This is a genomic window from Streptomyces sp. NPDC005728 (genome assembly GCF_040630895.1).
In the GTDB taxonomy this organism is placed as follows: Bacteria; Actinomycetota; Actinomycetes; order Streptomycetales; family Streptomycetaceae; genus Streptomyces.
In genome coordinates, this window is the sequence record NZ_JBEXYL010000020.1 from 65,809 (window position 1) to 90,680 (window position 24,872).

Genomic DNA, 24,872 nt, shown 5'->3' on the forward strand with positions numbered 1-24,872 from the left:
TCTCCGGGAGGTCAGATGATGCCGAAGAGGATCCCCGCCCCGAGCACCACGAGGGATGTCAGGGCGGCCCACTTCACCACGAACCTGGTGTGGTCGCCGAACTCGACCTTGGCCATGCCGACGAGGACGTACACGGCCGGGACGAGCGGGCTGGACATGTGCAGCGGCTGGCCGACGAGGGAGGCGCGGGCGATCTCCACCGAGGACACCCCGTGCGCCTGGCCCGCCTCGGCGAGCACCGGCAGGATGCCGAAGTAGAAGCCGTCGTTGGACATGAAGTACGTGAGCGGGATGCTCAGCACGCCGGTGACGAAGGCCATGTGCGGGCCCATGCCGTCGGGGATGTTCTCCACCAGCCACTTCGCCATGTGGTCGACCATGCCGGTGCCCTGGAGGACGCCGGTGAAGACGGCGGCGGCGAAGACCATGCCGGAGACGTTGAGGACGTTCTCGGCGTGCGCGGCGATGCGGGCCTTCTGGGCGGGCATCTGCGGGAAGTTGACGGTGAGCGCGAGCGCGGCGCCGAGCAGGAACAGCACCGGGATCGGCAGCCACTCCATGATCATGGCAGTGAGCAGGGTGACCGTGAGCAGGGCGTTGAACCAGTAGAGCCTGGGGCGCAGGGTCTCGCGGTTCGGGTCGAGACCCTGGAAACCGTCCTCCTCGGGCTCCTGCGGCAGGCCGGTGCCGCCGCCGGCGCCTCCGGTGCGCCGGGTGTCCTTGCCGGATCCGGCGCCCACCAGCACCGGCTCCGTCTCCTCCACCAGCACCTCGTCCAGCGTCAGCACACCGAGCCGCTTGCGCTCGCGGCGGCCGAGGACGTACGCGAGGGAGAAGACGAACAGCAGGCCCACGGCGAGGGCCGGGATCATCGGCACGAAGATGTCGCTGGCGTCCAGCTTCAGCGCGGTCGCGGCACGGGCGGTCGGACCGCCCCAGGGAAGCGTGTTCATGACACCGTTGGCCATGGCGGCCACGCCCGTCATCACGACCAGGCTCATCTTCAGGCGCTTGTACAGCGGGTACATCGCCGAGACCGTGATCATGAAGGTGGTCGAGCCGTCGCCGTCGAGCGACACGATCGCGGCGAGGACGGCGGTGCCGACGACGATCCGCAGCGGGTCGGCCTTGCAGAACCTCAGGATCGCCCGGACGATCGGGTCGAAGAGACCGACGTCGATCATCACACCGAAGTAGACGATCGCGAACATGAGCATCGCCGCGGTGGGGGCGAGGCTGGTGACGCCGTCGATGACGTAGTCGCCGAGCTTGGCGCCCTTGCCGACGAAGACGCAGAACAGTGCCGGGATCAGCACGAGCGCCGCGATCGGCGACATCTTCTTCAGCATGATCAGGACCAGGAAGGTCGCGATCATGGCGAAGCCGAGGATGGTCAGCATGAAATGGATACCTAACGTTCGCCCTTGAACATCCCACCGGGGGCTGGCGGTGCGATGACGTTAGGTCCCGTCAAACGGCGTTAACAAGACGTTGACACGCGAGCAATAAGCGCAAAACTCCAGGTCACAAGGTTGTGATGAGTGCGGCGACCTCAACGGGCACTCCGTTGAGGACCGCGTTGCCCGACAGCGGGTCGAGCAGGCTGCCGTCGAGGAGCTGGTTGACGTTGACGCCGGGCTCCCGGACCGCATGGCTCATACGGGTGCCGGGGCGGTCGTGGCCCCAGCCGTGCGGCAGGCTCACCACACCCGGCCGGACGCCGTCGGTGACCTCGGCGAGGGCGACCACCTCTCCCCCGGCTCCCTTCACGCGTGTGCCGGCGCCGTCGCGCACGCCGAGGCGTTCCGCGTCCTCGGGGTGGATCTGCAGGGTGCAGCGGTTGCTGCCGCCGGTGAGGGCGGGCACGTTGTGCATCCAGCTGTTGTTGGAGCGCAGATGGCGACGGCCGACGAGGACGAGCCCCGCGGGGCGCTCGCGCAGGGCTGCCCGGAGCCGGGGCAGATCACCGGCGATCGGCTCGGGCAGCAGCTCGACCTTGCCGCTCACGGTCTTCAGCGGCTGCGGCAGGCGGGGCCGCAGCGGGCCGAGGTCGATGCCGTGCGGGTGGTCCAGCAGCCGGGCCAGGGTCAGTCCGTCGGGTCGTACGCCGAAACCGTCGCCGTAGGGGCCGAGGCGCAGCATCAGGTCGAGCCGGCGCTCGGGGCCGGTGTCGCCGGTCAGCAGGCCGGCGAGTTCGCGCGGGTCGCGGCCGTGCACCGGGGAGTGGGACTCCTGCACGGCCTTGGCGAGGGTCTGCTCGATCACCATCGCGTCGACGGCGGCCGGGTCGGCACCGTGCATGCCGGTGACGGCCAGGACCAGCCGGGCGAGGATCTCGGTCTCGGCCATGCGGCCGGGTTCGAGGGGGACGGCGGGGCGGCTGTAGCGGACCTGGTTGCGGACGGCGAAGGTATTGAAGGCGAAGTCGTGGTGGGGGCTCTGCGAGGGCGGGGGCGGGGGCAGCACGACATCGGCGTGCCGGGAGGTCTCGTTGAGGTAGGGGTCGACGCTGACCATGAAGTCCAGCGCGCCCAGGGCCTTGTCGAGGCGGTCGCCGTCGGGGGCGGAGAGCACCGGGTTGGCCGCGACCACGAGGAGCGCGCGGACGGGCTCGCCCTCGTCGGTGGCGGTGTCGATCTCCTCGGCGAGCGCGGAGAGCGGCAACTCGCCCTTGGCCTCCGGCAGGCGACGGACCCGGGAGTGCCAGCGGCCGAGCGCGAAGCCGCGGCCGGGGCCCGCCGGGCGGGGCGTCCTGTCGGTGGCGGCCTGCGGGAACAGGGCGCCGCCCGGCCGGTCCAGGTTGCCGGTCAGGACGTTGAGGACGTCGACCAGCCAGCTGGCCAGGGTGCCGTGCGGGACGGTGCAGCTGCCGATGCGCGCGTAGACGGCGGCCGTGGGGGCGGCGGCGAGTTCGCGGGCGAGGGTGCGGATGACGGCCGCGTCGACGTCACAGGCCCCGGCGACGGCTTCGGGGGTGAACTCCCGCAGGGCGTCCCGCACGTCCTCGACGCCCTGGACGTGCGGGGCGAGGTCCTTGAGGTCGACCAGGTCCTCCTCGAACAGCACGGTGGCCATCGCGGCGAGCAGCAGGGCGTCGGTGCCGGGGCGGAGCGCGAGGTGCCGGTCGGCGAGCCGCGCGGTCCGGGTGCGGCGCGGGTCCACCACGGTGAGCCGGCCGCCGCGGGCCTTGAGGGCCTTGAGCTTGCCGGGGAAGTCGGGGGCGGTGCACAGACTCCCGTTGGACTCCAGGGGGTTGGCGCCGATGAGCAGCAGATGGTCGGTGTGGTCGAGGTCCGGCACCGGGATGGCGTGGGCGTCCCCGAAGAGCAGCCCGCTGGAGACGTGCTTGGGCATCTGGTCGACCGTGGAGGCGGTGAACAGGCTGCGGGTGCGCAGGGCGCCGAGCAGCACCGGCGGGTAGAGCGCGCCGGCCATGGTGTGCACGTTGGGGTTGCCGAGGACGACGCCGAGGGCGTCGGGTCCGTACCGCTCCACGACCGGGCGAAGGCCGGCGGCGACCGCGTCGAAGGCCTCCTCCCAGGTGGCCTCGCGCAGGGCACCGTCCGTGCGGACGAGCGGGGTGCGCAGCCGGTCGGGGTCGCCGTCGACGGCGCCGAAGGAGGCACCCTTGGGACAGATGAACCCCTTGCTGAAGACGTCCTCGCGGTCGCCGCGGGCGCCGGTGACACGGGTGCCCTCGATGGTGAGGGTCAGCCCGCAGGTGGCCTCGCACAGGGGGCAGATTCGCAGGGCGGTGCGGGACACGGGTCCTCCCCAGGGGGTCGGCGGCGTCGGTGCCGCGCAAGCACGGGCGGGATCTGGGCCGAGCATACCGACCGGTAGGCATGGAGGGGAGCCCCGTACGGGTGCCGATGTCTTGACGAGGCTCAGTCGAGCACGCGCCCCAGGTACGCCCGGAGCAGCTCCCGCGTCTCGACGATGATCGCCTCGTCCCCCTCGGGATCGACCCGGAAGGCCAGCTGCACCAGGGCGTCGGCGCTCTCCACGGCGACCAGGAAGACGCGCCGCAGCTCCTCGTCCGGGGTACGGCCGAGATATCCGGAGAGCAGGGCGGTGAGGCGGTCGGCGACGCGGGTGTTGGGCTCCGCCTGCCGGGCGCCCACCGGGATCTGGTTGCCGAAGTCCACGAGGGAGAAGCCGGGCGCGGTGCGTTTCATGCTCAGGTACTCGTCCAGCACGGCGTCCATGGCGGCCCGCCAGTCTCCGCGCTGCGCCTGCTTCAGCCGCTCGGTGACACGCTCGGTGTACCGCTCCAGGTTGCGCTGGGCGAGGGCGTCGGCCATCTGCCGCTTGTTGCCGAAGAACCGGTAGACCGAGCCGATGGGCACGCCGGCGCGCAGGGCCACCGCGCGGGTGCTCAGCGCGTCGTAGCCCACCTCGTCGAGGAGGTCGGCGCAGGCGTCGAGGATCCTGGTCAGCCGTTCGGCGCTGCGCCGCTGGACGGGCGCGCGGCGAAGCGAGGTCGCGTGGGGCACGGACTTCATGATGCCTTTCCGCCGGGGTCAGGTGAACCTCGCCCCCCAGTACGGAAAAGGGTGGCTGCTCCACTCACCGGCCGGCTGTGCCCGTCTCCGCGCCGGACGCCGTGATGTCGGCGGTGCTCTCGACCGGCTTGCCGTGCACGGCCCACACCGTGCCGTCGTCGGCGTACAGGCGGGCGGTGACGTGGTGGGTGCCGTGCGGGACGAGACGTCCGGCCAGATGGTGGGCGGGCTTGCGCAGCCGGGTCACCAGACGGCCGTCGACGAAGAGGTACGCGAGCCCGCGCCCGGGGACCGCCTTCGGCTTGGTGCCGGCCGGCGAGAAGCGGAAGTGGCGCGGCCGCAACAGGACGTCCCAGCCGCCGGCGGCGTCCGGGGCCACCTCGACGCCGACCTCGGGCGCGCTCTTCGTCGCGACCTCGCGCAGGTGCCGGCCGGTCTCGTCCGTGTTGTCCAGGACCTTGCCCACCGGCGAGGGCGAGACGGTGTCGCCCTGCCCGTGCGCCTCGCCGGTCCCGCAGCCCTGCACCCCGAACGGCAACAGGACACAGACCGCGAGCACGGCAGGAGTTGCGCGCCTCCACGACGTCCACGACATGCCGGGGAGACTAGAACAACGCTCCGCCACCCGGATCCCCCTGAGGTCTGGTTCCGGCCCTCCCCCGGAGGGAGGACCCAAGACCCTCTTGCGTCCGCCCTCACGCATTCCTACGGTGATGCATAGGAATCAGGAGCACAAGGGAGCGATCATGAGCGGGGACGCACGGAAGACCGCCGAGGGACTGTCGTATCTCTCCGGGTTCGGCAACGAACACGCCTCGGAGGCGGTGCCGGGCGCCCTGCCCGAGGGCCGCAACTCGCCGCAGCGCGCGCCGCTCGGCCTGTACGCGGAGCAGCTGAGCGGTACGGCGTTCACCGAGCCGCGGGCGCACAACCGCCGCTCCTGGCTGTACCGCGTCCGCCCGTCGGCCGCGCACCCGGCCTTCACCCGCACCGACAACGGCGCGATCCGTACGGCCCCCTTCGCCGAGACGGTCCCCGACCCCAACCGGCTGCGCTGGAACCCGCTGCCCGAGCCGCCGGTGGGCACGGACTTCCTTGCGGGCCTGTGGACCCTGGGCGGCAACGGCGATGCGACCCAGCGCACCGGCATGGCTGTGCACCTGTACCACGCCAACTCCTCGATGGAGCGGGTCTTCTCCGACGCGGACGGTGAGCTGCTGATCGTGCCGGAGCGCGGCGGGCTGCTGCTGCACACCGAGTTCGGCCGGCTTCATGTGGAACCGGCCCATGTGGCGCTGGTTCCGCGTGGGGTGCGCTTCCGTGTGGAGCTGCTGGACGAGTCCGCCCGGGGTTATGTGTGCGAGAACTACGGGGCGCCCTTCCAGCTCCCCGACCTCGGCCCCATCGGCGCCAACGGTCTCGCCAACGCCCGGGACTTCCAGGCGCCGGTCGCCGCGTACGAGGACGTGGAGGGCCCGGTGGAGGTGGTGAACAAGTTCTGCGGCAACCTCTGGACGGCCACCTACGGCCACTCCCCGCTCGATGTGGTCGCCTGGCACGGCAACCATGTGCCCTACGTCTACGATCTGCGCCGTTTCAATGTGATCGGCACCATCTCGTACGACCACCCGGACCCCTCCATCTTCACGGTCCTCACCTCCCCGTCCGACACCCCGGGCCTGGCCGGCGTCGACTTCGTGGTCTTCGCCCCCCGGTGGCTGGTGGGCGAGGACACCTTCCGGCCGCCGTACTTCCACCGCAACGTGATGAGCGAGTACATGGGCCTCGTCGAGGGCGCCTACGACGCCAAGGCGGAGGGCTTCGTGCCGGGCGGCGGCTCGCTGCACAACATGATGTCGGCGCACGGTCCGGACCGGGAGACCTTCGACCGGGCGAGCGCGGCCGAGCTGAAGCCGCAGAAGATCGACGACGGTCTTGCGTTCATGTTCGAGACGCGCTGGCCGGTGACGCTCACCCCGCACGCGGCACAGGCGGACCACCTCCAGCAGCGGTACGACGACGTCTGGCTGGGGCTGGAGCGTCACTTCCGCGCGCTGTGACGCCTCCGTTGCACTGAACGTTCTTCAACAGGTACGGATAGCCATGTGACCTCCTTCGCTCCGGATTCGATCGTCCTGAACCGCAAGCTGCCGCTGTGGTACCAGGTGTCGCAGTCGCTGCGCGCCTCGATACTCGGCCGCTCGCCGCGGGACCCGCTGCGGCTGCCCACCGAGGAGCAGCTGGCCGGGCACTACGGGGTCAGCGTGCTGACCATGCGGCAGGCGCTGAAGGAGCTGGAGGACGAGGGGCTGATCAGCCGGCACCGGCGGCGCGGCACGTTCATCGAGCCGGGGGTCCGGCGCGGGGCTCCGGTGCGGCTGCTGGGCTCGGTGGACGCGATCGTGGCCCAGCAGTCCGGCATGACGACCGAGCTGCTGGACCACGGCACGGCGCCGGTGACCGGCGAACTCGCCGAGTACTTCCCGGACCTCGCGGAGGTGGCGACGTACCACCGCCTGCGCAGCGACGAGAAGACCGGCGAGCCGACCAACCACGCCCGCAACCACGTCCGCCCCGAACTGGCCGCGCGCATCGACCGGGAGGACCTGGTCCGCTGGCCGATGACCAAGGTGCTGCGGGACGCTGTCGGGGCGGACATCAGCCGCATCACGGACACCGTGGAGGCGAGGCTCGCCGACCCGGAGACCGCACGGCTCCTCCAGGTGCCGCTGCTCAGCCCGATCCTGCACTACACGGGCGTGACGTACGACGCCGACGGCCGGGTGCTGGACGTGGCGGTCATCCACTACCGGGGCGACCGTTTCTCCTTCACGGTGACCTTGGACGCGACCTGACCCGGCCGGCGGGGCGAGCCCGTACCATGCCGAGCGTGACGCACGACGACGCTCCGCTGCTGGCGGACCTCATGCCGTGGTCCGTCGCACCGTTGCGGCCGGGCCGCGCCTGGCCGACGGCACCCGATCCGGCTTCCTTGAAGGCCCGCTGGGACGCCCTGCTGAAGGCCGAAGGGCCGGACCGGGAGGTCCTGTTCGAGCCGACCCGCTCCCGCACCCTGCAGTCCGCGGTGGGGCAGCTGCCCGGCCAGTCCACCGGCACGGAGCGGCTGGCGCGGGCCGAGGGTCCCTGTGCCGAGCCGGTACAGGTCCTGGCGGCGCCCTTCGACGAGCAGTGGCTGATCCCGGACCACCGGCTGATCGACGCGGCCCGCCCGGAGTTGTGGCGGGTGGCGGACGAGCATCAGGTCTTCGCGGTGGAGACGGGCGTGGAGCCGGCCGACGGCATCCCGCTCCTGGCGACCTCGCTCCTGCCCACTCTCCGCGCCGGCCGCATCCGCCCGCTGTACCGCCGTCCGGGCGGCACGGAACCGAACCTGACGCCGGGCCTTCTGGACCATCTCGCCGCCCGCCTGGACACCCGCCCCACCCCGCCCGACGTGCTGGCGTGGATCCTGGCGACGATCCGCCCGGACCTCACCGTCCCGCTCACCGAGGACAGGGAACTCTGGTCCCGGGGCGTCGAGTCGGGCCACCGCATTCTGTGGCTGATGCGCCGCGACGGCGCACGCCCCAAACTCCCCGGCGGCCGCCGCCCCTACGTCCGCGCACCCTTGCCCGCCCGCCCCCTGACCCTGCACTACGACCGCGACGAGGAGGCCCTCCACCTGGACGAGGGCCGCATCTCCCCGGTCCCGCCGGAGGCTTGGGACTACGAGCAGTCCGGAGTCCGCGTCCTGGAGACCTGGTTCGCGACCCGCACGGACCCGGCCGAGCCGGGCACCCTGGCCGCGATCCGCCCGCCGACCTGGCCGCAGCCCCGGACGTCGGAACTGCTGGAGCTGATCACGGTCCTGGCCCTGCTGGCGGAACTCCGCCCACAGCGGGACGCGTTGAAGGCGACCTCGACGATCACGGCGACCGACCTCCGCCGGGCGGACATCCTCCCGGCACCGGACTCGTCCCGCCGCCCCGCCTCGGTCCTGGACCACCACGAGGAGGGCCCGGAGGGCCAGTTCGCCCTGCTCTAGGGCCTGCCGTGCAGGGCGGCCTCCAGTCGTGCGACGTCCTCGGCATCCTTGGCACGGCGAGGCCGGGACGGGTCCCAGACAGGCATCATGCGCTTGATCTCGATCTGCGCGCGCGGGCTGACGATCGGGGCCTCCAGCACGCCGATGCGCCCCGGCTCGGCGTCGAGCAGGCCGTCGGGCCAGGGGGTACCGGCCCAGGGCCCGCCCGCGACCGTGATCCGGCCCTGCGTGTCCCGGTCCAGCAGGGTGAAGCTGCCGTCCAGGCCGTCCTTCACGACGTCCAGCTGGAGATCCGCGGGCGGGCCGGGCACCGGCCGGTGACCGAGCCGGGTCAGGACCTCGGCGAGGCGCGGCGCATCCCACGCCCAGGCGAACCAGTCGATGTCCCCGTGTTCGCGCGTGACCTCGCCGAGGAAGAAGTCCATCGCCCAGCCGCCGCGCAGCCACAGCGTGATGCCGTCGTCCCGTGCAGCCCCCAAGACCTCGTCGATCAGGACGAGTTGACGCTCGGCGCGCTCCCGGTTCACCGGCTGCCGCGGCCCGGATCGAAGCTGTCGAGCACCCGCTCCAACGCCCGCTGGAACACCGCCTCCAGATCGATCGGTCCCGCGTCCTCCGCGAACGCCGCCGCCATCCTCGGGTACACACCGGAGGCGATCCGGCCGCCCAGGTAGGCGCTGCGGGCCGCGTTCTCCTCGTCCTCCGACCACGGCAGGGCCCGCACCCGCTCCGCGGTGTCGAGTTCGTTGCGGACATAGGCGGTCACCACGCCGTTCAGCATGCCCACGAGTTCGAGCTTGGTGCCGTACGACGCCTCCAGCGGATCCAGGCAGGCCAGGCAGTGCTCCAGATACCGCAAGGCGTGCGGACTGAAGCCGTACACCGGGGACATCAGCCGCGGCACCCACGGATGCCGGTGCATCAGCGCGCGCGTGTCATGCGCCACCCGGAGCAGGTCGCCCCGCCAGTCCCCGCTCGGCTCCCACGGCTCGTGCTCCGCACTGACCGCGTCCATCATCAGCTCGTACAGGTCCTCCTTGCGGGGGACGTAGTTGTACAGCGACATCGTGCCGCAGCCCAGCTCGGCCGCGACGTGCCGCATCGACACCCCGTCGAGCCCCTGCGCATCGGCGATCCGGACGGCCGCCGCCGCGATGTCGTCGCGCGTATACGCGGGCTTCGGGCCCCGGCCCGTGCGCTCGGGGCGCGCCCAGATCACCTCGGGGACGGCCCCTCGGACTGCCATCGATCATCACCTCGATCACCATCTTAGTTACGTACATCGTACGCAGTGCGGTATCGTCGACGCATGATTACTACGTACGCTGTACTTAGCGAGGGACTGGAGAAGCACTTCGGCACCGTGCACGCCTTGCGCGGGCTGGACCTGGCCGTCGCACAGGGCACGGTCTGCGGGCTGCTCGGGCCGAACGGGGCGGGGAAGACGACCGCCGTACGGCTGCTCACCACGCTGCTTCGGCCCGACGGGGGCTCGGCGCGCGTCGCCGGGCACGACCTCGTCCGGGACCCGGCCGCGGTGCGCCGCCGCATCGGGGTCACCGGGCAGTACGCCTCGGTCGACGGGGACCTCACCGGCCGGCAGAACCTCCGCCTGTTCGCGCGGCTGCACCGGGTGCGGGGCCCGGCCGGCCGGACCGACGAACTGCTGGAGCGCTTCGGACTGACCGAGGCGGCCGGCCGGAAGGCGTCGACCTACTCGGGCGGCATGCGACGCCGGCTGGACCTCGCGGCGAGCCTGATCCGCCGGCCCGATGTGCTCTTCCTCGACGAGCCGACGACCGGACTCGACCCGTCCAGCCGCAACCACATCTGGCAGGCGGTACGCGAGCTGAAGGCGGACGGTACGACCGTGCTGCTGACCACCCAGTACCTGGAGGAGGCCGACCAACTCGCCGACGACATCGCCCTGATGGACCGGGGACGGGTCGCGCACACCGGCTCTCCCGCCGACCTCAAGGCGCTCATCGGGTCGTACGCGGAGGCCGTGGTCGCGGACGGGGACGCGCTGTCGGTGGCGGCGGGCGTGCTCGACCAACTCACCGGCAGCCGGCCCGTCTTCGACCGCGAACGCAATGCCGTCGGCGTTGTCACCACCGACCCGACCCTGACCCTGCCGCGCCTGGTGCGCGAGCTCGACGCGGCGGGCGTGCCACTGCTGGACGCGAGCCTGCGCCCGCCCACCCTCGACGACGTCTTCCTGCGGCTCACCGGTGAGCCCGGCAACAGCAAGGAGCTTGCCGCATGAGCGCGTTGGCCTACGACGGCCTGGCCATGACGGGCCGGCAGCTGCGTCGGGTCCGCAACAATCCGGGCCTGGCGATCCTGACCCAGATGATGCCGGTCAACATGCTGCTGTTCTTCGGGTATGTGTTCGGCAGCGCGCTGGCGATGCCCGGCCGCGAGTACCGTTCCTTCCTCGTGCCGGGGCTGCTGGTCGCGACCGCCGCCGGCGGGCTCATGACGGGAATGTTCCAGGCCGCCGCGGACACCCACCGGGGCGTGACGGACCGCTTCCGGACGATGCCGGTGAGCCGGGCCGCCGTACCGCTCGGGCAGGCGGTGGCGGACCTCGTCGTCACGACCCTCGGCACCGTGCCCCTGCTGCTGGTGGGGCTCGCGGTGGGCTGGCGGATCGAGGGGTCCGCGCCCGCGGCCGCCGGTGCGGTGGGACTGCTGCTGCTCTTCCGGTTCGCCTGCACCTGCGCCGGGATCTTCCTCGGGCTGCTCACCCGCAGCGAGGACGCCGCCGGACAGCTCGGCGCCTCCTCCTTCGTGCTGCCGCTGCTGTCCAACGCCTACATCCCCACCGGCAACCTGCCTGGCTGGCTGCGCACGCTCGCCGAGTGGAACCCGATCAGCGCGGTGACGACCGCCCTGCGGGACCTGTTCGGCAACGCGGCGGTCCCGGCGAACTCCGCGTGGCCCGTGGCCCATCCCGTCGCCGGGTCACTCCTGTGGAGTCTCGCCCTGACCGCACTGTTCCTGCCCCTCGCCGTGCACCGGTACGCACACGGCGAACGCTGACCGGCTACTGACAAAGCCGCCGGTCAGGGGGGATCATCCACCCCATGGATCTTCTCCCGCTGCCCCTGGAGGGCATCACCGTCGTCGCCGTCGAACAGGCCGTGTCCGCGCCTTTCGCGACCCGGCAGCTCGCCGACCTGGGCGCCCGGGTCATCAAGGTGGAGCGGATCGACGGCGGCGACTTCGCGCGCGGCTACGACACCGCGGCCGGCGGCCTCGCCTCGCACTTCGTGTGGTGCAACCGCGGCAAGGAGTCCATCGCCCTGGACCTCAAGGACCCGCGCGGCCTGGACGTCGTACGGCGGCTGGTCGCGGACGCGGACGTGTTCGTGCAGAACCTCGCCCAGGGAGCCGCGGCCCGGCTCGGACTGGACGCGGCCACGCTGTGCGCGGCGCACCCGCGGCTGATCGCCGTGGACATCTCCGGCTACGGCAGTTCGGGGCCGTATGCGGACAAGCGGGCGTACGACATGCTCGTGCAGTGCGAGGCGGGGCTGGTGTCGGTGACCGGGACGCCCGGCCGGCCGGTCAAGGCGGGCATCCCGGCGGCGGACATCGCGGCGGCCATGTACGCCTTCTCGGGCGTGCTGGCCGCGCTGGTGCGGCGTGGCACGACCGGCCGGGGCGGGCCGGTGGAGGTGTCGATGCTGGAGTCGCTCGCCGAGTGGATGGGACATCCGCTGCACCACGCCATGCACGGAGGCGAGCCCCCCGCCCGTACCGGGCTCGCGCACGCCGTCATCGCCCCCTACGACGCCTATGCGACGGCGGACGGCGGTCGGGTGCTGTTGTCGGTGCAGAACGACCGGGAGTGGCGGCGGCTGGCCGAACAGGTCATAGGACGGCCGGACCTGGGGACGGATCCAGCCTACGCGACGAACGCGGCGCGGGTGGCGCACCGGGAGCGGACCGACGAGCTGGTCGCGCGGGCGCTGGGCGCGCTGGACGCGGACGAGGCGCTGGCCCGGCTGGAGCGGGCGGGCATCGCCTGCGCCCGGCTCCGGGATCTGCACGAACTGGCGGAGCACCCGCAGCTGGCGGCCCGGGAGCGGTGGCGTCAGGTGGGTTCGCCGGTCGGACCACTGAAGGCGCTGCTGCCTCCCATCACGCTGCCGGGCGGGGATGAGGCACGGATGGGCGACGTGCCCGCGCTCGGACAGCACACCGGGGCGCTGCTGCATGCCGTGGGGATGACGGACGACGAGATCGCAGCGTTGCGCCGGGACGGTGTGACGGCCTGAGCGCGGGCCTCCTGGAGGAGACTCCAGGTACTGCCGGTTGGCTCGGTGACCGCTCAGCGTCCGCCGAACAGCGAGCGGCGCAGCCGACGCAGGGGCGCGAAGAGGGAGACGCGGCTGACCCGCGCACCCCGGTCGCTGCGCTCGTGCGCCGTGTCACGTGCCGTCAGCTCAAGCATCAGCGACGTCGCCTCGGCGGCCTTCTGCTGCGGTATGGCGGGACCCGCCAGCACCGAAAGATGGCGGTCGAGGCGCGAACTGGTCGCGCTGCTCCCGCAAGTGATCGCAGGGACCCTGGCCCTGCTGCGCACTGTTATCTGCTCCATGTCACTCCCCACCCGTACGAGTCCACCCGGCCCGGGCAGGGTAACCCTATCGCCCCGGTGGGGCACGCGTGTATCTCGGCCACAGGATTCACCTTCCCAGCAAGGCGGTTGACCATCCCTCGATGACTACTCTCCGAATCCGACCGATTTCAGGGTGAGTTGGACAACGGGCTGACTGGTGGGCTGCACCGAGCCGCCGTCCGGCTCGACGGTTACGGCGAGTGACGTCGAGGACGTGTCGAGACCCTTGGCGACCAAGGGCGTGTCGCCCGCGAAGAGCCCGAGGGAGCGTGGTTGCACATGGGGGCGCATCAGCCAGAGCTGGTGCACGTGGCCGCCGGACGGGGTGCCGTATCCGCTGAGCGTGACGACGGCCTGGCGTTCCGATGCGGAGGCGATTACTCCGATACTGCGGCCCCGGTCGTCCTTGCTGCCGACGGCGCGGGCGTCGGGAGCTGCGAGAACGTGGGCGATCTCACGTGCCCGGGCCCGCTCGGCGTCGAGCCGGTCCTCGGCGCGGTTCGCCTGGACCGCGAACAGGGAGGCGACGACGAGGGCCGCGGCGGCGGTCGCCGTGGCGAAGGGCACGAAGAGAGGGCGCGTCCGGGGTGTACGGGCACGCGACGGCGGAGGCTGGGTGCCCCAGACGTGCGGCGGCAGCTGGGCTGCACGCTCCCGTACGGGCAGGGACGCCTGTTCCTGTGGGGTGGTGCGGACGGCGGCCAGGACCCGGTTGCGCAGGGCGGCCGGCGCGGGCGCGGCTGTGGACCAGGCGAGGCGCACCGCGTCCTCGGACAGGGCCCGGACCTCGGCGGCACAGCGGTCGCAGCCCTTGAGGTGTTTCTCGAAGCGGCGCCGCTCGCCGGGTTCGAGGGCGTCCAGCGCGTAGGGCGCGGCGAGGGAGTGCAGGGCCTCGCGGCCCAGCAGGCGGCCGAGGATGCTCATGCGGCACCTCCCAGGCACTCGCGCAGCCGGGTGAGTCCGTCGCGCATCCGCGTCTTGACCGTGCCCAGCGGCAACGAGAGCCGCTCGGCCACCTCACGGTACGTGTAGCCGTCGTAGTAGGCGAGGGTCACGGACTGGCGTTGCAGCGCGGTGAGCCGGTCCAGGCAGCGGCGCACCCATTCGCGTTCGAGGCCGGCCTCGACCTCCTCGGCGACCTGGTCGAAGGCGGGTTCCCCGGCGCGCAGGGCCTCGCGCTGCTCGCGTTCGCCGGCCGCGCGGGCGCTGCGCACCCGGTCGACGGCCCTGCGGTGGGCGAGGGTGAGTACCCAGGACAGGGCGCTTCCCCGGCCGGGGTCGAACCGGGCGGCGGAGCGCCACAGTTCGAGCAGCACCTCCTGGGCGACCTCCTCGGACTGGGCGGGATCGCGTACGACCCGGCGTACGAGACCGAACACCGGTCCCGACACCAGTCCGTAGAGATCCTCGAATGCCTTCTGGTCACCGCCCGCCACGAGTACCAGAAGCTCGTCCGCCTCCACCCCGGTCCCCCTTCTGTGGCCGCATCCGGCCCTGCCTCTGACTCCACGCATCCGCACGAACGCACACCTCCGGCGGGTGATACGGATCCGCGGACCGAAAACGCGGGTCCGAAACACCGGAAAGATTTTTTCCGTCGGACCAATCCGATCGGCTCCTCCGCTCCGTATACCCGTCCGTCAAGGCAAGTTGGCACTGAGGACGGACGGCATGACACCTCTCATCTCCAGGAGCGGCACGGGACGCAAGGGCCTGGTCACGCTCATCTGTGGTGCGCTGGCCGCCGGAGGGCTCGCAGCCGCCGGTGTCGCCACGCTGGAACCCGGGGCGGCCTCCGCCTCCTCCCACCGGGAGGCCCCGCTGATCTCGGGGACCCCGCAGTACGACAACACGGACCTCTACGCGTTCGTCAGCCCGGACAAGCCCGACACCACGACGATCGTGGCCAACTGGATCCCGTTCGAGGAACCGGCCGGCGGACCGAACTTCTTCACCTTCGCGGACGACGCCCAGTACGACATCCACGTCGACAACAACGGTGACGCGCAGGGCGAGCTGCTGTTCCGCTACACCTTCAAGACGCACACCAAGAACGGCAACACCTTCCTCTACAACACGGGTGCGGTCACCAGCCTGGACGACCCGGACCTCAACGTCACGCAGACGTACGACATCGACCTGATCCGGCTGAAGAACCAGCACGTGATGTCGAAGACGAAGCTCGCGGACGACGTACCGGTGGCACCGTCGAACGTGGGCAAGGCGTCCATGCCGGACTACGGCAAGCTGCGCGCCCAGGCCGTGTACAAGACGGCGGGCGGTGCCGCGACCTTCGCCGGCCAGGCCGACGACCCCTTCTTCCTGGACCTGCGTGTCTTCGACCTGCTCTACGGCGGCAATCTCACCGAGGTCGGCCGGGACACGCTCAAGGGCTACAACGTCAACACGATCGCGCTCCAGGTCCCCAACGACCTGATCCGCGAGTCGTCGCACCAGCCGATCGTCGGCATCTGGTCGACCACCCAGCGCCGCAACGCGCAGGGCTACTACTCGCAGGTCTCGCGCCTCGGCAACCCGCTGGTCAACGAGGTCGTCAACCCGCAGAAGGACAAGGACAAGTTCAACGCGTCCCAGCCCTGGTACGACGGGCAGTTCCTGAAGAACGTCACCAACCCCGAGCTGCCCAAGCTCATCGAGGGCATCTACAAGATCAAGGCACCCGCCGAGCCGCGCAACGACCTGGTCGACGTCTTCCTCAAGGGCGTCAAGGGTCTCAACCAGCCGCCGAACGTGAAGCCTTCGGAGGAGCTGCGGCTGAACACCTCCATCAAGCCGGCCATGCATCCCAAGCGTCTGGGCGTCCTGGACGGCGACAACGCGGGCTTCCCGAACGGCCGCCGGCTCACCGACGACGTGGTGGACGAGGCACTCCAGGTGGTCGAGGGCGAACTGGTCGGCTCCAAGAACGACCTGGGCGACGCGGTCGACAAGAACGACAAGAAGTTCGAGAAGTACTTCCCGTACGTCGCCCAGCCCACCTCGGGTTCGCGCGGACCGCTCGCCAAGGGCACGACCGCGGGCACGGACGTGCGCAGCCAGCTCGGCGACGCCCTGCAGCCGGCCGGGTCCTCCAGCGGCTCCGGCGACACCATGCTGATCGCCGCCTCGGCGGCCTCGGGCGCGGCCGGGATCCTGCTGATCGGCACCGCCTTCGCCTGGTGGCGCCGTCGGATGCAGCGCCCGTACTGACCCTCACCCACCGACCGGCGCGGCCCGTATCCCCCTCCCCCACGGCGGGCCGCGCCCTTCCCCTTCCGACCATGACCAGGCGACCTAGGAGAGGGCATGGCCCCGCGTACCAATGACGAGGAAACCGGTGGGCGCACGGTGAACAGGGCTGTGCCGCCGCCCGCGACCTCCGAAGCCGGACCGCCGCCCGGGGCCGGCCCACGGCCGGACGAGCCGCCGCGAACCACCTCCACAGGACACAAGCCCGCCACGGCAGCGGAGCAGGAACCGACCAAGTCAGCCCCAGAACCCGCCACGACAGCCACGGCATCCACCGAGTCGGAGCCAGAACCCGCCACCTCGCAGCCGGAGCCTGGCGTGCCAGGGGCGGAGCAGGTCGGGGCCGAGCAGCGCGTGGTGGCCGTCCGTCGGGTGGCCGCCGCCGGGCGGCGGTGGCGGGCTGCTCAACTGCTCGGCTGTGCAGCCCTGTTGGCCGTCGCGATGACCGGCGGGGCGATCGCCGTCGGGGCCGCACGGGACAGCGGGCCGGTGTCCGTGGCGGCCGCCTCGAGCGCCGTCGACCCCGGGGTGCTGGGCAACGGCTCTCTGGACGCGGGCATCGCCGCCCTCCAGTCGCATCTGCGGTCCCAGCCGAGGGACTTCGACAGCTGGGCCACCCTCGGTCTGGCCTACGTCGAGCAGGCGCGGACCAAGGGCGACCCGGCCCGGTACCCGCAGGCCGAGAAGGCCCTGAAGCGGTCGCTGGCGCTGGCTCCCGGCAACGACCAGGCCCTGGCCGGCCGGGCCGCCCTCGCCGCCGCCCGGCACGACTTCAAGAACGCCCTCACCTACGCGGACCAGGCCCTGAAGCAGAACCCGTACAGCGAGCGCGCCCTGTCCTCCCGCATCGACGCCCTGGTCGAACTGGGCCGGTACGCCGAGGCGTCCCGTGCCGCCGAGACCGCGGACGCACGCAAGCCGGGCGTACCGGTCTTCACGCGGTACGCGTACGTGCACGAGCTGCGCGGCGACGTGACGACCGCCCGGCGCGTCCTCAAGCAGGCCTTCGCCGCCGCCACCTCACCGGGCGACGTGGCCTACGTGGCCGCTCAGCTCGGCCAGCTCGCCTGGAACCAGGGCGACTACGACTCCGCGCTCACTTACTACGCCCGAGCGTTGGCCGCCGACGAGAACTACCTCCCCGCGCTGGAGGGCCGGGCCCGCGCCCAGGCGGCCGGCGGTGACCGGGACGAGGCGATCAAGGGACTGCAGGCCGTGGTCTCCCGCTCTCCGCTGCCCGGACCGCTCGTCGAACTCGGCGAGCTGTACGAGGCCCGCGGCGCGGCCGGCGACCGGGCCAGGGCCCGCGACCAGTACGCGCTCGTGGACGCCTGGATCGCCCTGGCCCGCGCCAACGGCGTGAACGCCGACCTCGACACCGCGCTGGCCGCCGCCGACCACGGCGACAAGGCCTCCGCCCTGCGCGCGGCCCGCGCCGAATGGGCCCGCCGCCACACGGTGCACACCGCGGACGCCCTCGCCTGGGCGCTGCACGTCAACGGCCGTGACGGGGAAGCCCTTTCGTACGCCCGCCGGGCCGCGGCGACCGGCTACCGCAGTGCCGCCTTCCTGTATCACCGCGGCATGATCGAGCTGGCCACGGGCCACGGCACGGACGGCCGCGCCTCCCTGCGGGCCGCCCTGAAGCTGAACCCCGGCTTCTCGCCCCTGGGCGCGGAGCGGGCCCGCACGGCACTGGAGACCGCCAAGTGAACCTCCGCCGCCCGCTCGCCTCCGCCGCGGCCGTTCTCACCGCCGCCTGCGCCCTCGTGCTCACCCCGGCCACCGCCGCCGGCGCGCACCCCCTCGGCAATTTCACCGTCAACCGCTACGACGGTCTCGTCGCCGCCCCCGGGCAGCTCCGCGTCGACCATGTCGAGGACCTCGCCGAGATCCCGGCCACCCAGGCCAAGCCGGACATCCGCCGGCTGGGCCTGTCCACATGGGCCGAGCGGCGGTGCGCCACGGCCGCGCTGGGCAGCAGGCTCACGGTCGAGGGACGCTCCGCCGCGCTGACCCCCGGCTCCGCCCACGCCCGGCTGCGGCCGGGGCAGGCCGGGTTGGACACGCTGCGCGTCGAGTGCCGGTTCACCGCGTCGCTCCCCCAGGGGAAGTCCGTCATCCTCGGCTTTCACAGTGCGGGCACCACCAGCGGGCCCGGCTGGCGGGAGATCACCGCGCGCGGTGACCGTATGACGCTGACCGCGACGGACGTACCGCAGAAGTCCGTGTCGCGTGAACTCACCACCTATCCCAAGGACTTGCTGTCCTCTCCAGCGGACACCGCCGAAGCCTCCCTGCGCGTGCGCCCCGGCGGGCCTGCCCTCGCGGCGGAGCGGCAGGACGCACCGGGCGCCTCCGTGCTGCCCCGAGGTGCCGACCGGTGGACCCGGGCCCTGGACGACCTGGTCGCCCGCCACGACCTCACCGTGGGCTTCGCCGCGCTCGCCCTGCTCATCGCCGTCGTCCTCGGCGCGATGCATGCCCTCGCACCGGGCCACGGCAAGACGCTGATGGCCGCGACGGCTGCCGCGCGCGGGGGCCGGGCCCGGCTGCGGGACGTACTGCCCCTGGCCGCCTCGGTCACGGTGACCCACACCCTCGGTGTGGTCACGCTGGGCCTGCTCGTCACGGCGGGTTCCGCCGCCACGCCCTCGGTGATCGCCTGGCTGGGCATCGCCAGCGGCGTTCTGGTGCTCGTGGCGGGCGCGAACCTCGTACGACGGGCCTGGCGCAACCGAGCGCACGCACCCACGCATACACATGTCCATGAGGAGGTGGAGGAGCGTCAGTTGGCCACTGTGGGCGCTCACCACGCAACAGCCCACGACCATGGCCATGACCATCACCACCACGATCACGATCACGGGCACGGGCACGGGCACGGGCACGGGCACGGGCACGGGCACGGACACGGACACGGACACGGACACGGGCACGGACACGGGCACGGGCACGGGCACGGACACGGACACGGACACGGGCACGGACACGGGCACGGGCACGGACACGGGCACGGGCACGGACACGGACACGGGCACGGACACGGGCACGGGCACGGACACGGACACGCCGTCGAACACACTCACGGCGGCCACACCCACACCCACCCCACCGCCCCCACCCTTCGCGGCACGATCCTGCTCGGGTTCGCCGGTGGTCTGGTGCCCAGCCCCTCCGCGGTCGTCGTGCTGGTCGGCGCCGCGGCGCTCGACAAAGCCTGGTTCGGGCTGCTGCTCGTCGTCGCGTACGGCGCCGGCCTTGCGTTGACGCTCACGGCGGCCGGGTTCGCCGTCGTCAGGCTGGGCTCGGGCGTCAACCGGGTGCTGGACCGGCGTCCGCGCTGGACCGCCCATCCGGTGGCCGCCCTGGTGCGCCGGACCCTGCCGCTCGCCTCCGCGTTGGTCGTCGTCGCCCTGGGTACCGGATTGGTGCTCAAGGGGGCCGCATCCGCCCTCGGCTGAGCTACTTTTGTGGAGAAATCACGTGAGATGCCGTGGGGGGCGCCCGTGTCCGAAGAGCCGGGCCGTGAACGTGTGATCGCCGGCCGCTACCGCCTGCTGTCCCCGCTCGGCGAGGGCGGCATGGGCACCGTGTGGCGCGCCCGCGACGAGGTGCTGCACCGCGAGGTGGCCGTCAAGGAGGTGCGGGCCCCGGCCGGCCTGGCCGTTTCGGACGTGGAGCGGATGTACGCGCGCCTGGAGCGCGAGGCGTGGGCGGCGGCCCGGGTCGCCAACCGCAACGTCGTCACGGTGTACGACGTGGCGATGGAGGGCGGCCGCCCCTGGATCGTGATGGAGCTGGTCCGCGGGCTGTCCCTCGCCGACCAGCTGGAGTCCGAGGGTCCGCTGCCGCCGCAGCGGGCCGCGCAGATCGGTGCCGAGGTGCTGGCCGCGCTGCGCGCCGCGCACGCCGCCGGGGTGCTGCACCGGGACGTGAAGCCGGCCAACGTGCTGCTGGCGAACGACGGCCGGGTGGTCCTCACCGACTTCGGCATCGCGACGGTCGAGGGCAGCTCGGCGCTGACCATGACCGGAGAGGTGGTCGGCTCCCCCGAGTTCCTCGCGCCGGAGCGGGCGCTCGGGCGTACACCGGGCCCGGAGTCGGACCTGTGGTCGCTGGGCGTGCTGCTGTACGCGGCCGTCGAGGGCAACACCCCCTTCCGGCAGGACACCCCGCTGAGCACCCTGCGGGCCGTGGTGGACGAGGAGCTGCCGCCGCCGTACCGGGCCGGGCCGCTCGGTCCGGTCATCGAGGGCCTGCTGCGCAAGGACCCGGCCGAGCGGCTGTCCGCCGAACGGGCCGAGCGGGATCTGCGGCTCGTCGCGGCGGGCGGCACGCCCCGCGGAGAGGCGGCCGGAGCTCCCCGCACGGAGGCGACGCCGGTCTCGCCGTACGCCCCTACGGTCGCGGCCCCGTCGCAACCGCCGTCCCCCACACCGCCGATGCCCCTCGCCGGCGGGTATCCGGAGCGGCGGACCACGGCTGTCGAGCCGGAGCGCAGCCGGCGGGCCGGCGTGGTGCTGGTGGCAGGTCTCCTCGCGGTCGTCCTGGCGGTGGCCGGTCTGACGTACGCGCTGCTCAACCGGGACAACGGCGGCGGCCACGGGAACGCCGGCGCATCCACCGGCCCGGCGAGCGGCACCGCGCGCTCCGCCTCCCCGAGCACCCGGACCGACACGGACACCGGGGCGCCGCCGCCCGCGCCGAGCAGCAGCGGTGCCGCGAGCAGTCAGCCCGCCCAGTCCGTGCGGGTCACGCTGGCGGGGTCGCACACGGAGTACGACGGAACGTGCCCGCCGCCGACCGCGCAGGCGCCCGCGTTCACGGCGACGTTCACGGTGGGGCGGCTGCCCGCACAGGTGGAGTTCCGGTGGGTACTTGCGCACGGGTCGGTCTCGGACCCGGGGTGGAAGACGCTGTCGTTCCCGGCGGACGGCGGGAGGACCAAGCAGGTGCAGGTGGTGGTGAACGCCTACTCCGACAGCGGGACGATCGAGAACGAGATCAGCGTGGACGTGCGCAGTCCGGTGCGGACCACGTCGAACGCGGTGCCGTTCTCGGTGACCTGCGCGACGACGGCGACGGAGACCCCGTCGGACGGGGCCTCCCCTTCGCCGTCAGCCTCCTGACGGCTCAGGCCGCCGCGTTCGTGAACACGGGCAGATAGCCGCCGGACTGGCCGGCCGCGGTCGGATGGTACGACTCGCCGATGTTGAGCCAGTTGACGCTGTGCAGCCAGGAGCTGCCGGAGCAGATCTGGTGGCCGGAGAACGTGGTGCGGACGTCCCCGAAGACGAAGTCGTGGTCCAGGGCACGCTTCTGGATCGCGGCGTCGATGTAGTCGGCGGCGCCGTTGATCGCGGACCGCTTGGTCTCGGAGAGGCCGAGGCAGGACTGGCCGAGCAGGTAGAAGCGGGGGTAGCCGAGGACGACCACCCGGGCGGACGGGGCCTTGGCGCTGATCGCGTTGTAGACGGCGTCGAGCTTGCCGGGGAGCGTCGAGTCGACGTACGCCTTGGCGGTGTTGATCCGGGACAGGCAGCCGCTGTCGGACGAGGTGACACAGGTCGTCATGACGTCGGCGAATCCGGCGTCGTTGCCGCCGATGGAGAGGGAGACCAGGGCGGTCGAGGAGTTGAGCGAGCCGAGCTGGCCCGCGAGCACGTCGTCCGTCGTGGCGCCCGAGCAGGCGTTGAAGGCGAACGAGGACGGGCTGTGCGCGGCGTTCCACAGGTACGGGTACGCCTTGGTGCTGCGGTCGCAGCTGCCGCTGGAACTGATGTAGCTGCCCGCTCCGACTCCGGAGGAGTAGGAGTCGCCGAGTGCCACATAGCCGCCGGTCGCGGCGGTCGAGGAGGCCTGCGCCGTGGCTGCCCCGGTGAGGGCGAGGCCGGCAGCGAGGAGAAGTGAGGTCACGTATGCCGTAAATCGGGAACGTCTCATGGAACCTCCCTTTAGCAGGATCTCTGCCACAACTGTCGTAGCAACTACGCGTGTTGACGGGAAGTGTTCATGCCAAGACTTTTCATGCCTCAACGACGTCTCGACTGGATCGATTCAGGACGTTCACGCCCCAGCTGTTGCGTGTGCATGTCAGGTTCGTTGACAGACCGTCAACTACCTTGTTCCACGCCCGTGGACGACCGAGGCTTTACCTGGCTCGGGAGCGGAACGCACCGCTCCAGGGCCGTGCGCGCGATCCCGTGCGCACCCCCCACAGACGCGCGCCCGACCCGGGCGCGCGCCGCCAGGAGGAGGACTCCCCCGCAATGGCACACCTGCGTACCAGGACGCTCCGTACGGCCGCCCTCACCGGCCTCGCCTCCGCCGCGCTCGTCGGCTCACTCACCGCACTGCCCGCACAGGCCGCTCCGGCCACCGGCAAGGTGCTGGCGGCGAACTCCCCCACCGCCGTCAAGGGCAGCTACATCGTCACCCTGAAGAAGACCGCCGGCTTCACGGCCTCGTCGAACACCGGCAAGAACCTGATCCAGCACTACGGCGGCACGGTGCGAAAGACCTTCCGTGCGGCCCTGAACGGCTACACCGCCCACCTCTCCGCGGCCGAGGCCGCCAGACTCGCCGCCGACCCGGCGGTGGCCTCCGTGGAGCAGGACCAGCGGGTCCGCCTGGCCGACACCACGCAGTCCAGCGCCCCCTGGGGCCTGGACCGCATCGACCAGACGAGCCTGCCGCTCTCCGGCACCTACACGTATCCCGACAGCGCGGGCAGCGGTGTGACGGCGTACGTCATCGACACCGGGGTCCGCATCACGCACTCCCAGATCAGCGGCCGTGCCTCGTACGGCTACGACGAGGTGGACAACGACACCACCGCCCAGGACGGCAACGGCCACGGCACCCATGTGGCCACCACCATCGCGGGCTCCACCTACGGCGTGGCCAAGAAGGCGAAGATCGTCGCCGTCCGCGTGCTCGACGACGACGGCTCGGGTACGACGGCCGGGGTGATCGCCGGTGTCGACTGGGTGACCGCGAACCACAGCGGGCCGTCCGTCGCCAACCTCTCGCTCGGCGGCGGTGCCTCCACCTCGCTGGACACGGCGGTACGCAACTCCATAGCGAGCGGCGTCACCTACGCCGTCGCGGCCGGCAACGACAGCGCCAACGCCTCCTCGTACTCCCCGGCCCGGGTGACCGAGGCGATCACGGTCGGCGCCACCACCAGCTCCGACGCCAAGGCGAGCTACTCCAACTACGGCTCGGTGCTCGACCTGTTCGCTCCGGGGTCCTCGATCACGGCCGGCTGGAACACCAGCGACACCGCGACCAACACCATCTCGGGCACGTCGATGGCGACCCCGCACGTGGCGGGCGCCGCCGCGGTCTACCTGGCGGGCCACACCTCGGCCACCCCGGCCCAGGTCGCCTCGGCGCTGGTCAACGGCGCCACCTCCGGCAAGGTCACCAGCCCGGGCAGCGGCTCGCCGAACAAGCTTCTGAACCTCGTGCCGTAACGGCCGTCCACACCCCCTGAACACCCCGTTCCCCGGAGGCCTCGAAAGCCTCCGGGGAACACATGTTTGAACAAGGGCCGTCGTCTTGACGGCCCGCATCGCCCTGCGCGACATTGAAGCCCGGCATCCGGCGCGTCGGGGGGCAAAGTCGCCAATGCAGACCTTAGGTATCAAGACACCTTCATCAGACGGCGCCGGGGACGACACCGAGCGGGCCGGGTCAGGACCGGGGAGGGACCTGTCACCGCTGCTCGCAGGGGCGGCCACCGCCGTCGGCGCGGTCGGCGCACTGCTCGCGCTCACCGACGCCGGCTCACCGCTGCGCGCACCGTGCACGCTGTTCTTCCTGCTCACGGCACCGGCCGTGGCGGTCGGAATGATGCTGCGCGGGCTGGAACCCTTCGGCCGGCTGCTCGCCGCCCTTGCGGGCGCGGTCGTACTGAACATGCTCGTTGCCCAGGGCATGTTGGCGGTGCACCGCTGGTCGATCCGGGGCGGGGTCGTCGCAGTGACCGCGCTCAGCCTGTCGCTGTTCCTGCTCGCCCTCGGCCGGGAGAAACTCCGTTCGAGGAAACCACCGCAAGAGTGAACAACCCAGGCCAAAGCTATATAACGGCCAAACCAACAAAAACGTGAGACGCCCTTCCAGGTCTTGCCATTCTGCTTCAATCGTCAATACCGTCGTACATCTCACCCGCATCGGTCCGTCAGCACACGGTTCAGGGGAGGGCTCAGGGCCGTGACGTTCCGGCGCGGGGCGCGGTAGGGGGGTGCCGTGCTCGGTGACCGCACTTGTGACCGAGTCGTGCCGCGCGACCGGCTGCCGTCTTTTCCGGCAGGTCGGCCAGCTTTGCCAGCTCGTCCGAATGCACGGAGATCAATTCGCCGTGCCGAAGATGAGAACCCCCCTTTCGAACCGGACACAGAGCCGGGCCGCCCAGGGGCGGGCGGTCCACCGGACG

General features: G+C 71.8%; 22 protein-coding genes. 12 read left to right on the plus strand and 10 right to left on the minus strand.

Annotated elements, in window-relative coordinates; genetic code table 11:
• Positions 1-11 precede the first annotated feature (11 nt).
• From ABZ471_RS16270 to ABZ471_RS16285, 4 genes are all read right to left on the minus strand, one after another.
• On the minus strand, positions 12-1,400 hold the full coding sequence (locus ABZ471_RS16270; protein WP_359066868.1) for a citrate:proton symporter: 1,389 nt from the start codon (positions 1,398-1,400) through the stop codon (positions 12-14).
• A gap of 124 nt (positions 1,401-1,524) precedes the next feature.
• Positions 1,525-3,765, minus strand: coding sequence for a molybdopterin oxidoreductase family protein (locus ABZ471_RS16275; protein WP_359066870.1), 2,241 nt, complete (start codon positions 3,763-3,765; stop codon positions 1,525-1,527).
• Between the two features lie 122 nt (positions 3,766-3,887).
• Positions 3,888-4,505, minus strand: coding sequence for a TetR/AcrR family transcriptional regulator (locus ABZ471_RS16280; RefSeq protein ID WP_359066872.1), 618 nt, complete (start codon positions 4,503-4,505; stop codon positions 3,888-3,890).
• A gap of 64 nt (positions 4,506-4,569) precedes the next feature.
• A complete protein-coding gene (locus ABZ471_RS16285) occupies positions 4,570-5,100 on the minus strand; it encodes a hypothetical protein (RefSeq protein WP_359066874.1) in 531 nt (176 codons plus the stop codon).
• A 151-nt stretch (positions 5,101-5,251) separates the two neighbouring features.
• Between ABZ471_RS16285 and hmgA the strand changes: the two genes are divergently transcribed.
• Genes hmgA through ABZ471_RS16300 form a run of 3 tightly spaced genes read left to right on the plus strand, consistent with a single transcriptional unit; the run spans position 5,252 to position 8,550 of the window.
• Positions 5,252-6,565, plus strand: coding sequence for a homogentisate 1,2-dioxygenase (hmgA, locus tag ABZ471_RS16290; RefSeq protein ID WP_359066876.1), 1,314 nt, complete (start codon positions 5,252-5,254; stop codon positions 6,563-6,565).
• Between the two features lie 45 nt (positions 6,566-6,610).
• Positions 6,611-7,360, plus strand: a complete 750-nt coding sequence (locus tag ABZ471_RS16295; protein WP_359066878.1) for a GntR family transcriptional regulator — start codon at positions 6,611-6,613, stop codon at positions 7,358-7,360.
• 26 nt (positions 7,361-7,386) lie between these two features.
• Entirely contained in the window at positions 7,387-8,550 is a 1,164-nt protein-coding gene (locus ABZ471_RS16300; RefSeq protein ID WP_359066880.1) for a type ISP restriction/modification enzyme, read from the plus strand.
• Here ABZ471_RS16300 and ABZ471_RS16305 read toward each other — a convergent pair.
• A complete protein-coding gene (locus ABZ471_RS16305; protein WP_359066882.1) occupies positions 8,547-9,077 on the minus strand; it encodes an aminoglycoside adenylyltransferase in 531 nt (176 codons plus the stop codon). The genes ABZ471_RS16300 and ABZ471_RS16305 overlap by 4 nt on opposite strands.
• Complete coding sequence (locus tag ABZ471_RS16310) at positions 9,074-9,796, minus strand: TetR/AcrR family transcriptional regulator (protein ID WP_359066885.1); 723 nt, start codon at positions 9,794-9,796, stop codon at positions 9,074-9,076. The genes ABZ471_RS16305 and ABZ471_RS16310 overlap by 4 nt, the downstream gene beginning before the upstream one ends.
• A 63-nt stretch (positions 9,797-9,859) precedes the next feature.
• Here ABZ471_RS16310 and ABZ471_RS16315 point away from each other — a divergent pair, with 63 nt between their 5' ends.
• The 3 genes from ABZ471_RS16315 to ABZ471_RS16325 are packed head-to-tail and all read left to right on the plus strand — an operon-like array spanning position 9,860 to position 12,836.
• Entirely contained in the window at positions 9,860-10,816 is a 957-nt protein-coding gene (locus ABZ471_RS16315; RefSeq protein WP_359066887.1) for an ATP-binding cassette domain-containing protein, read from the plus strand.
• Positions 10,813-11,595: an ABC transporter permease gene (locus ABZ471_RS16320; RefSeq protein WP_359066889.1), complete on the plus strand. Its 783-nt coding sequence runs from the start codon at positions 10,813-10,815 to the stop codon at positions 11,593-11,595. Before ABZ471_RS16315 ends, ABZ471_RS16320 begins: the two co-directional genes overlap by 4 nt.
• Before the next feature lie 44 nt (positions 11,596-11,639).
• Complete coding sequence (locus ABZ471_RS16325) at positions 11,640-12,836, plus strand: CaiB/BaiF CoA-transferase family protein (protein WP_359066892.1); 1,197 nt, start codon at positions 11,640-11,642, stop codon at positions 12,834-12,836.
• Positions 12,837-12,889: 53 nt separating this feature from the next.
• Here the strand turns inward: ABZ471_RS16325 and ABZ471_RS16330 are convergent, their stop codons facing one another.
• The 3 genes from ABZ471_RS16330 to ABZ471_RS16340 all read right to left on the minus strand — a co-directional run bounded on the left by ABZ471_RS16330 (position 12,890) and on the right by ABZ471_RS16340 (position 14,643).
• Positions 12,890-13,159 (minus strand): hypothetical protein, encoded by a 270-nt coding sequence (locus ABZ471_RS16330; RefSeq protein ID WP_094216730.1) that lies wholly within the window; start codon positions 13,157-13,159, stop codon positions 12,890-12,892.
• A gap of 126 nt (positions 13,160-13,285) precedes the next feature.
• The gene (locus tag ABZ471_RS16335) at positions 13,286-14,104 is read right to left on the minus strand and encodes an anti-sigma factor (RefSeq protein WP_359066895.1); all 819 of its coding nucleotides are present in this window, start codon (positions 14,102-14,104) and stop codon (positions 13,286-13,288) included.
• Positions 14,101-14,643: a sigma-70 family RNA polymerase sigma factor gene (locus ABZ471_RS16340; RefSeq protein ID WP_359066897.1), complete on the minus strand. Its 543-nt coding sequence runs from the start codon at positions 14,641-14,643 to the stop codon at positions 14,101-14,103. Before ABZ471_RS16340 ends, ABZ471_RS16335 begins: the two co-directional genes overlap by 4 nt.
• 208 nt (positions 14,644-14,851) lie before the next feature.
• Between ABZ471_RS16340 and ABZ471_RS16345 the strand changes: the two genes are divergently transcribed.
• The 4 genes from ABZ471_RS16345 to ABZ471_RS16360 all read left to right on the plus strand — a co-directional run bounded on the left by ABZ471_RS16345 (position 14,852) and on the right by ABZ471_RS16360 (position 21,561).
• Positions 14,852-16,390, plus strand: coding sequence for a DUF4331 domain-containing protein (locus ABZ471_RS16345; RefSeq protein ID WP_359066899.1), 1,539 nt, complete (start codon positions 14,852-14,854; stop codon positions 16,388-16,390).
• A 150-nt stretch (positions 16,391-16,540) separates the two neighbouring features.
• The gene (locus ABZ471_RS16350) at positions 16,541-18,142 is read left to right on the plus strand and encodes a tetratricopeptide repeat protein (protein WP_359066969.1); all 1,602 of its coding nucleotides are present in this window, start codon (positions 16,541-16,543) and stop codon (positions 18,140-18,142) included.
• Positions 18,139-19,893, plus strand: a complete 1,755-nt coding sequence (locus ABZ471_RS16355; RefSeq protein ID WP_359066901.1) for a nickel transporter — start codon at positions 18,139-18,141, stop codon at positions 19,891-19,893. Before ABZ471_RS16350 ends, ABZ471_RS16355 begins: the two co-directional genes overlap by 4 nt.
• Before the next feature lie 27 nt (positions 19,894-19,920).
• Entirely contained in the window at positions 19,921-21,561 is a 1,641-nt protein-coding gene (locus ABZ471_RS16360) for a serine/threonine-protein kinase (RefSeq protein ID WP_359066971.1), read from the plus strand.
• A 4-nt stretch (positions 21,562-21,565) separates the two neighbouring features.
• Here the strand turns inward: ABZ471_RS16360 and ABZ471_RS16365 are convergent, their stop codons facing one another.
• Entirely contained in the window at positions 21,566-22,375 is an 810-nt protein-coding gene (locus ABZ471_RS16365; protein WP_359066903.1) for an SGNH/GDSL hydrolase family protein, read from the minus strand.
• Between the two features lie 326 nt (positions 22,376-22,701).
• Here ABZ471_RS16365 and ABZ471_RS16370 point away from each other — a divergent pair, with 326 nt between their 5' ends.
• Positions 22,702-23,910 carry a S8 family peptidase gene (locus ABZ471_RS16370; protein ID WP_359066905.1) on the plus strand — a complete coding sequence of 403 codons (1,209 nt, stop codon included), beginning with the start codon at positions 22,702-22,704 and terminating at the stop codon, positions 23,908-23,910.
• Between the two features lie 154 nt (positions 23,911-24,064).
• A complete protein-coding gene (locus tag ABZ471_RS16375) occupies positions 24,065-24,499 on the plus strand; it encodes a hypothetical protein (RefSeq protein WP_359066907.1) in 435 nt (144 codons plus the stop codon).
• Positions 24,500-24,872: the final 373 nt, after the last annotated feature.

Bases quoted from the DNA above. Each gene is read 5' to 3' on its own strand.
- ABZ471_RS16315 (WP_359066887.1), top strand. From the start codon at position 9,860: ATGATTACTACGTACGCTGTACTTAGCGAGGGACTGGAGAAGCACTTC.
- ABZ471_RS16360 (WP_359066971.1), top strand. From the start codon at position 19,921: ATGCCGTGGGGGGCGCCCGTGTCCGAAGAGCCGGGCCGTGAACGTGTG.
- ABZ471_RS16365 (WP_359066903.1), bottom strand. From the start codon at position 22,375: ATGAGACGTTCCCGATTTACGGCATACGTGACCTCACTTCTCCTCGCT.
- ABZ471_RS16330 (WP_094216730.1), bottom strand. From the start codon at position 13,159: ATGGAGCAGATAACAGTGCGCAGCAGGGCCAGGGTCCCTGCGATCACT.
- ABZ471_RS16285 (WP_359066874.1), bottom strand. From the start codon at position 5,100: ATGTCGTGGACGTCGTGGAGGCGCGCAACTCCTGCCGTGCTCGCGGTC.
- ABZ471_RS16325 (WP_359066892.1), top strand. From the start codon at position 11,640: ATGGATCTTCTCCCGCTGCCCCTGGAGGGCATCACCGTCGTCGCCGTC.
- hmgA (WP_359066876.1), top strand. From the start codon at position 5,252: ATGAGCGGGGACGCACGGAAGACCGCCGAGGGACTGTCGTATCTCTCC.
- ABZ471_RS16335 (WP_359066895.1), bottom strand. From the start codon at position 14,104: ATGAGCATCCTCGGCCGCCTGCTGGGCCGCGAGGCCCTGCACTCCCTC.
- ABZ471_RS16280 (WP_359066872.1), bottom strand. From the start codon at position 4,505: ATGAAGTCCGTGCCCCACGCGACCTCGCTTCGCCGCGCGCCCGTCCAG.
- ABZ471_RS16320 (WP_359066889.1), top strand. From the start codon at position 10,813: ATGAGCGCGTTGGCCTACGACGGCCTGGCCATGACGGGCCGGCAGCTG.
- ABZ471_RS16345 (WP_359066899.1), top strand. From the start codon at position 14,852: ATGACACCTCTCATCTCCAGGAGCGGCACGGGACGCAAGGGCCTGGTC.
- ABZ471_RS16300 (WP_359066880.1), top strand. From the start codon at position 7,387: ATGCCGAGCGTGACGCACGACGACGCTCCGCTGCTGGCGGACCTCATG.
- ABZ471_RS16375 (WP_359066907.1), top strand. From the start codon at position 24,065: ATGCAGACCTTAGGTATCAAGACACCTTCATCAGACGGCGCCGGGGAC.
- ABZ471_RS16270 (WP_359066868.1), bottom strand. From the start codon at position 1,400: ATGCTGACCATCCTCGGCTTCGCCATGATCGCGACCTTCCTGGTCCTG.
- ABZ471_RS16370 (WP_359066905.1), top strand. From the start codon at position 22,702: ATGGCACACCTGCGTACCAGGACGCTCCGTACGGCCGCCCTCACCGGC.
- ABZ471_RS16310 (WP_359066885.1), bottom strand. From the start codon at position 9,796: ATGGCAGTCCGAGGGGCCGTCCCCGAGGTGATCTGGGCGCGCCCCGAG.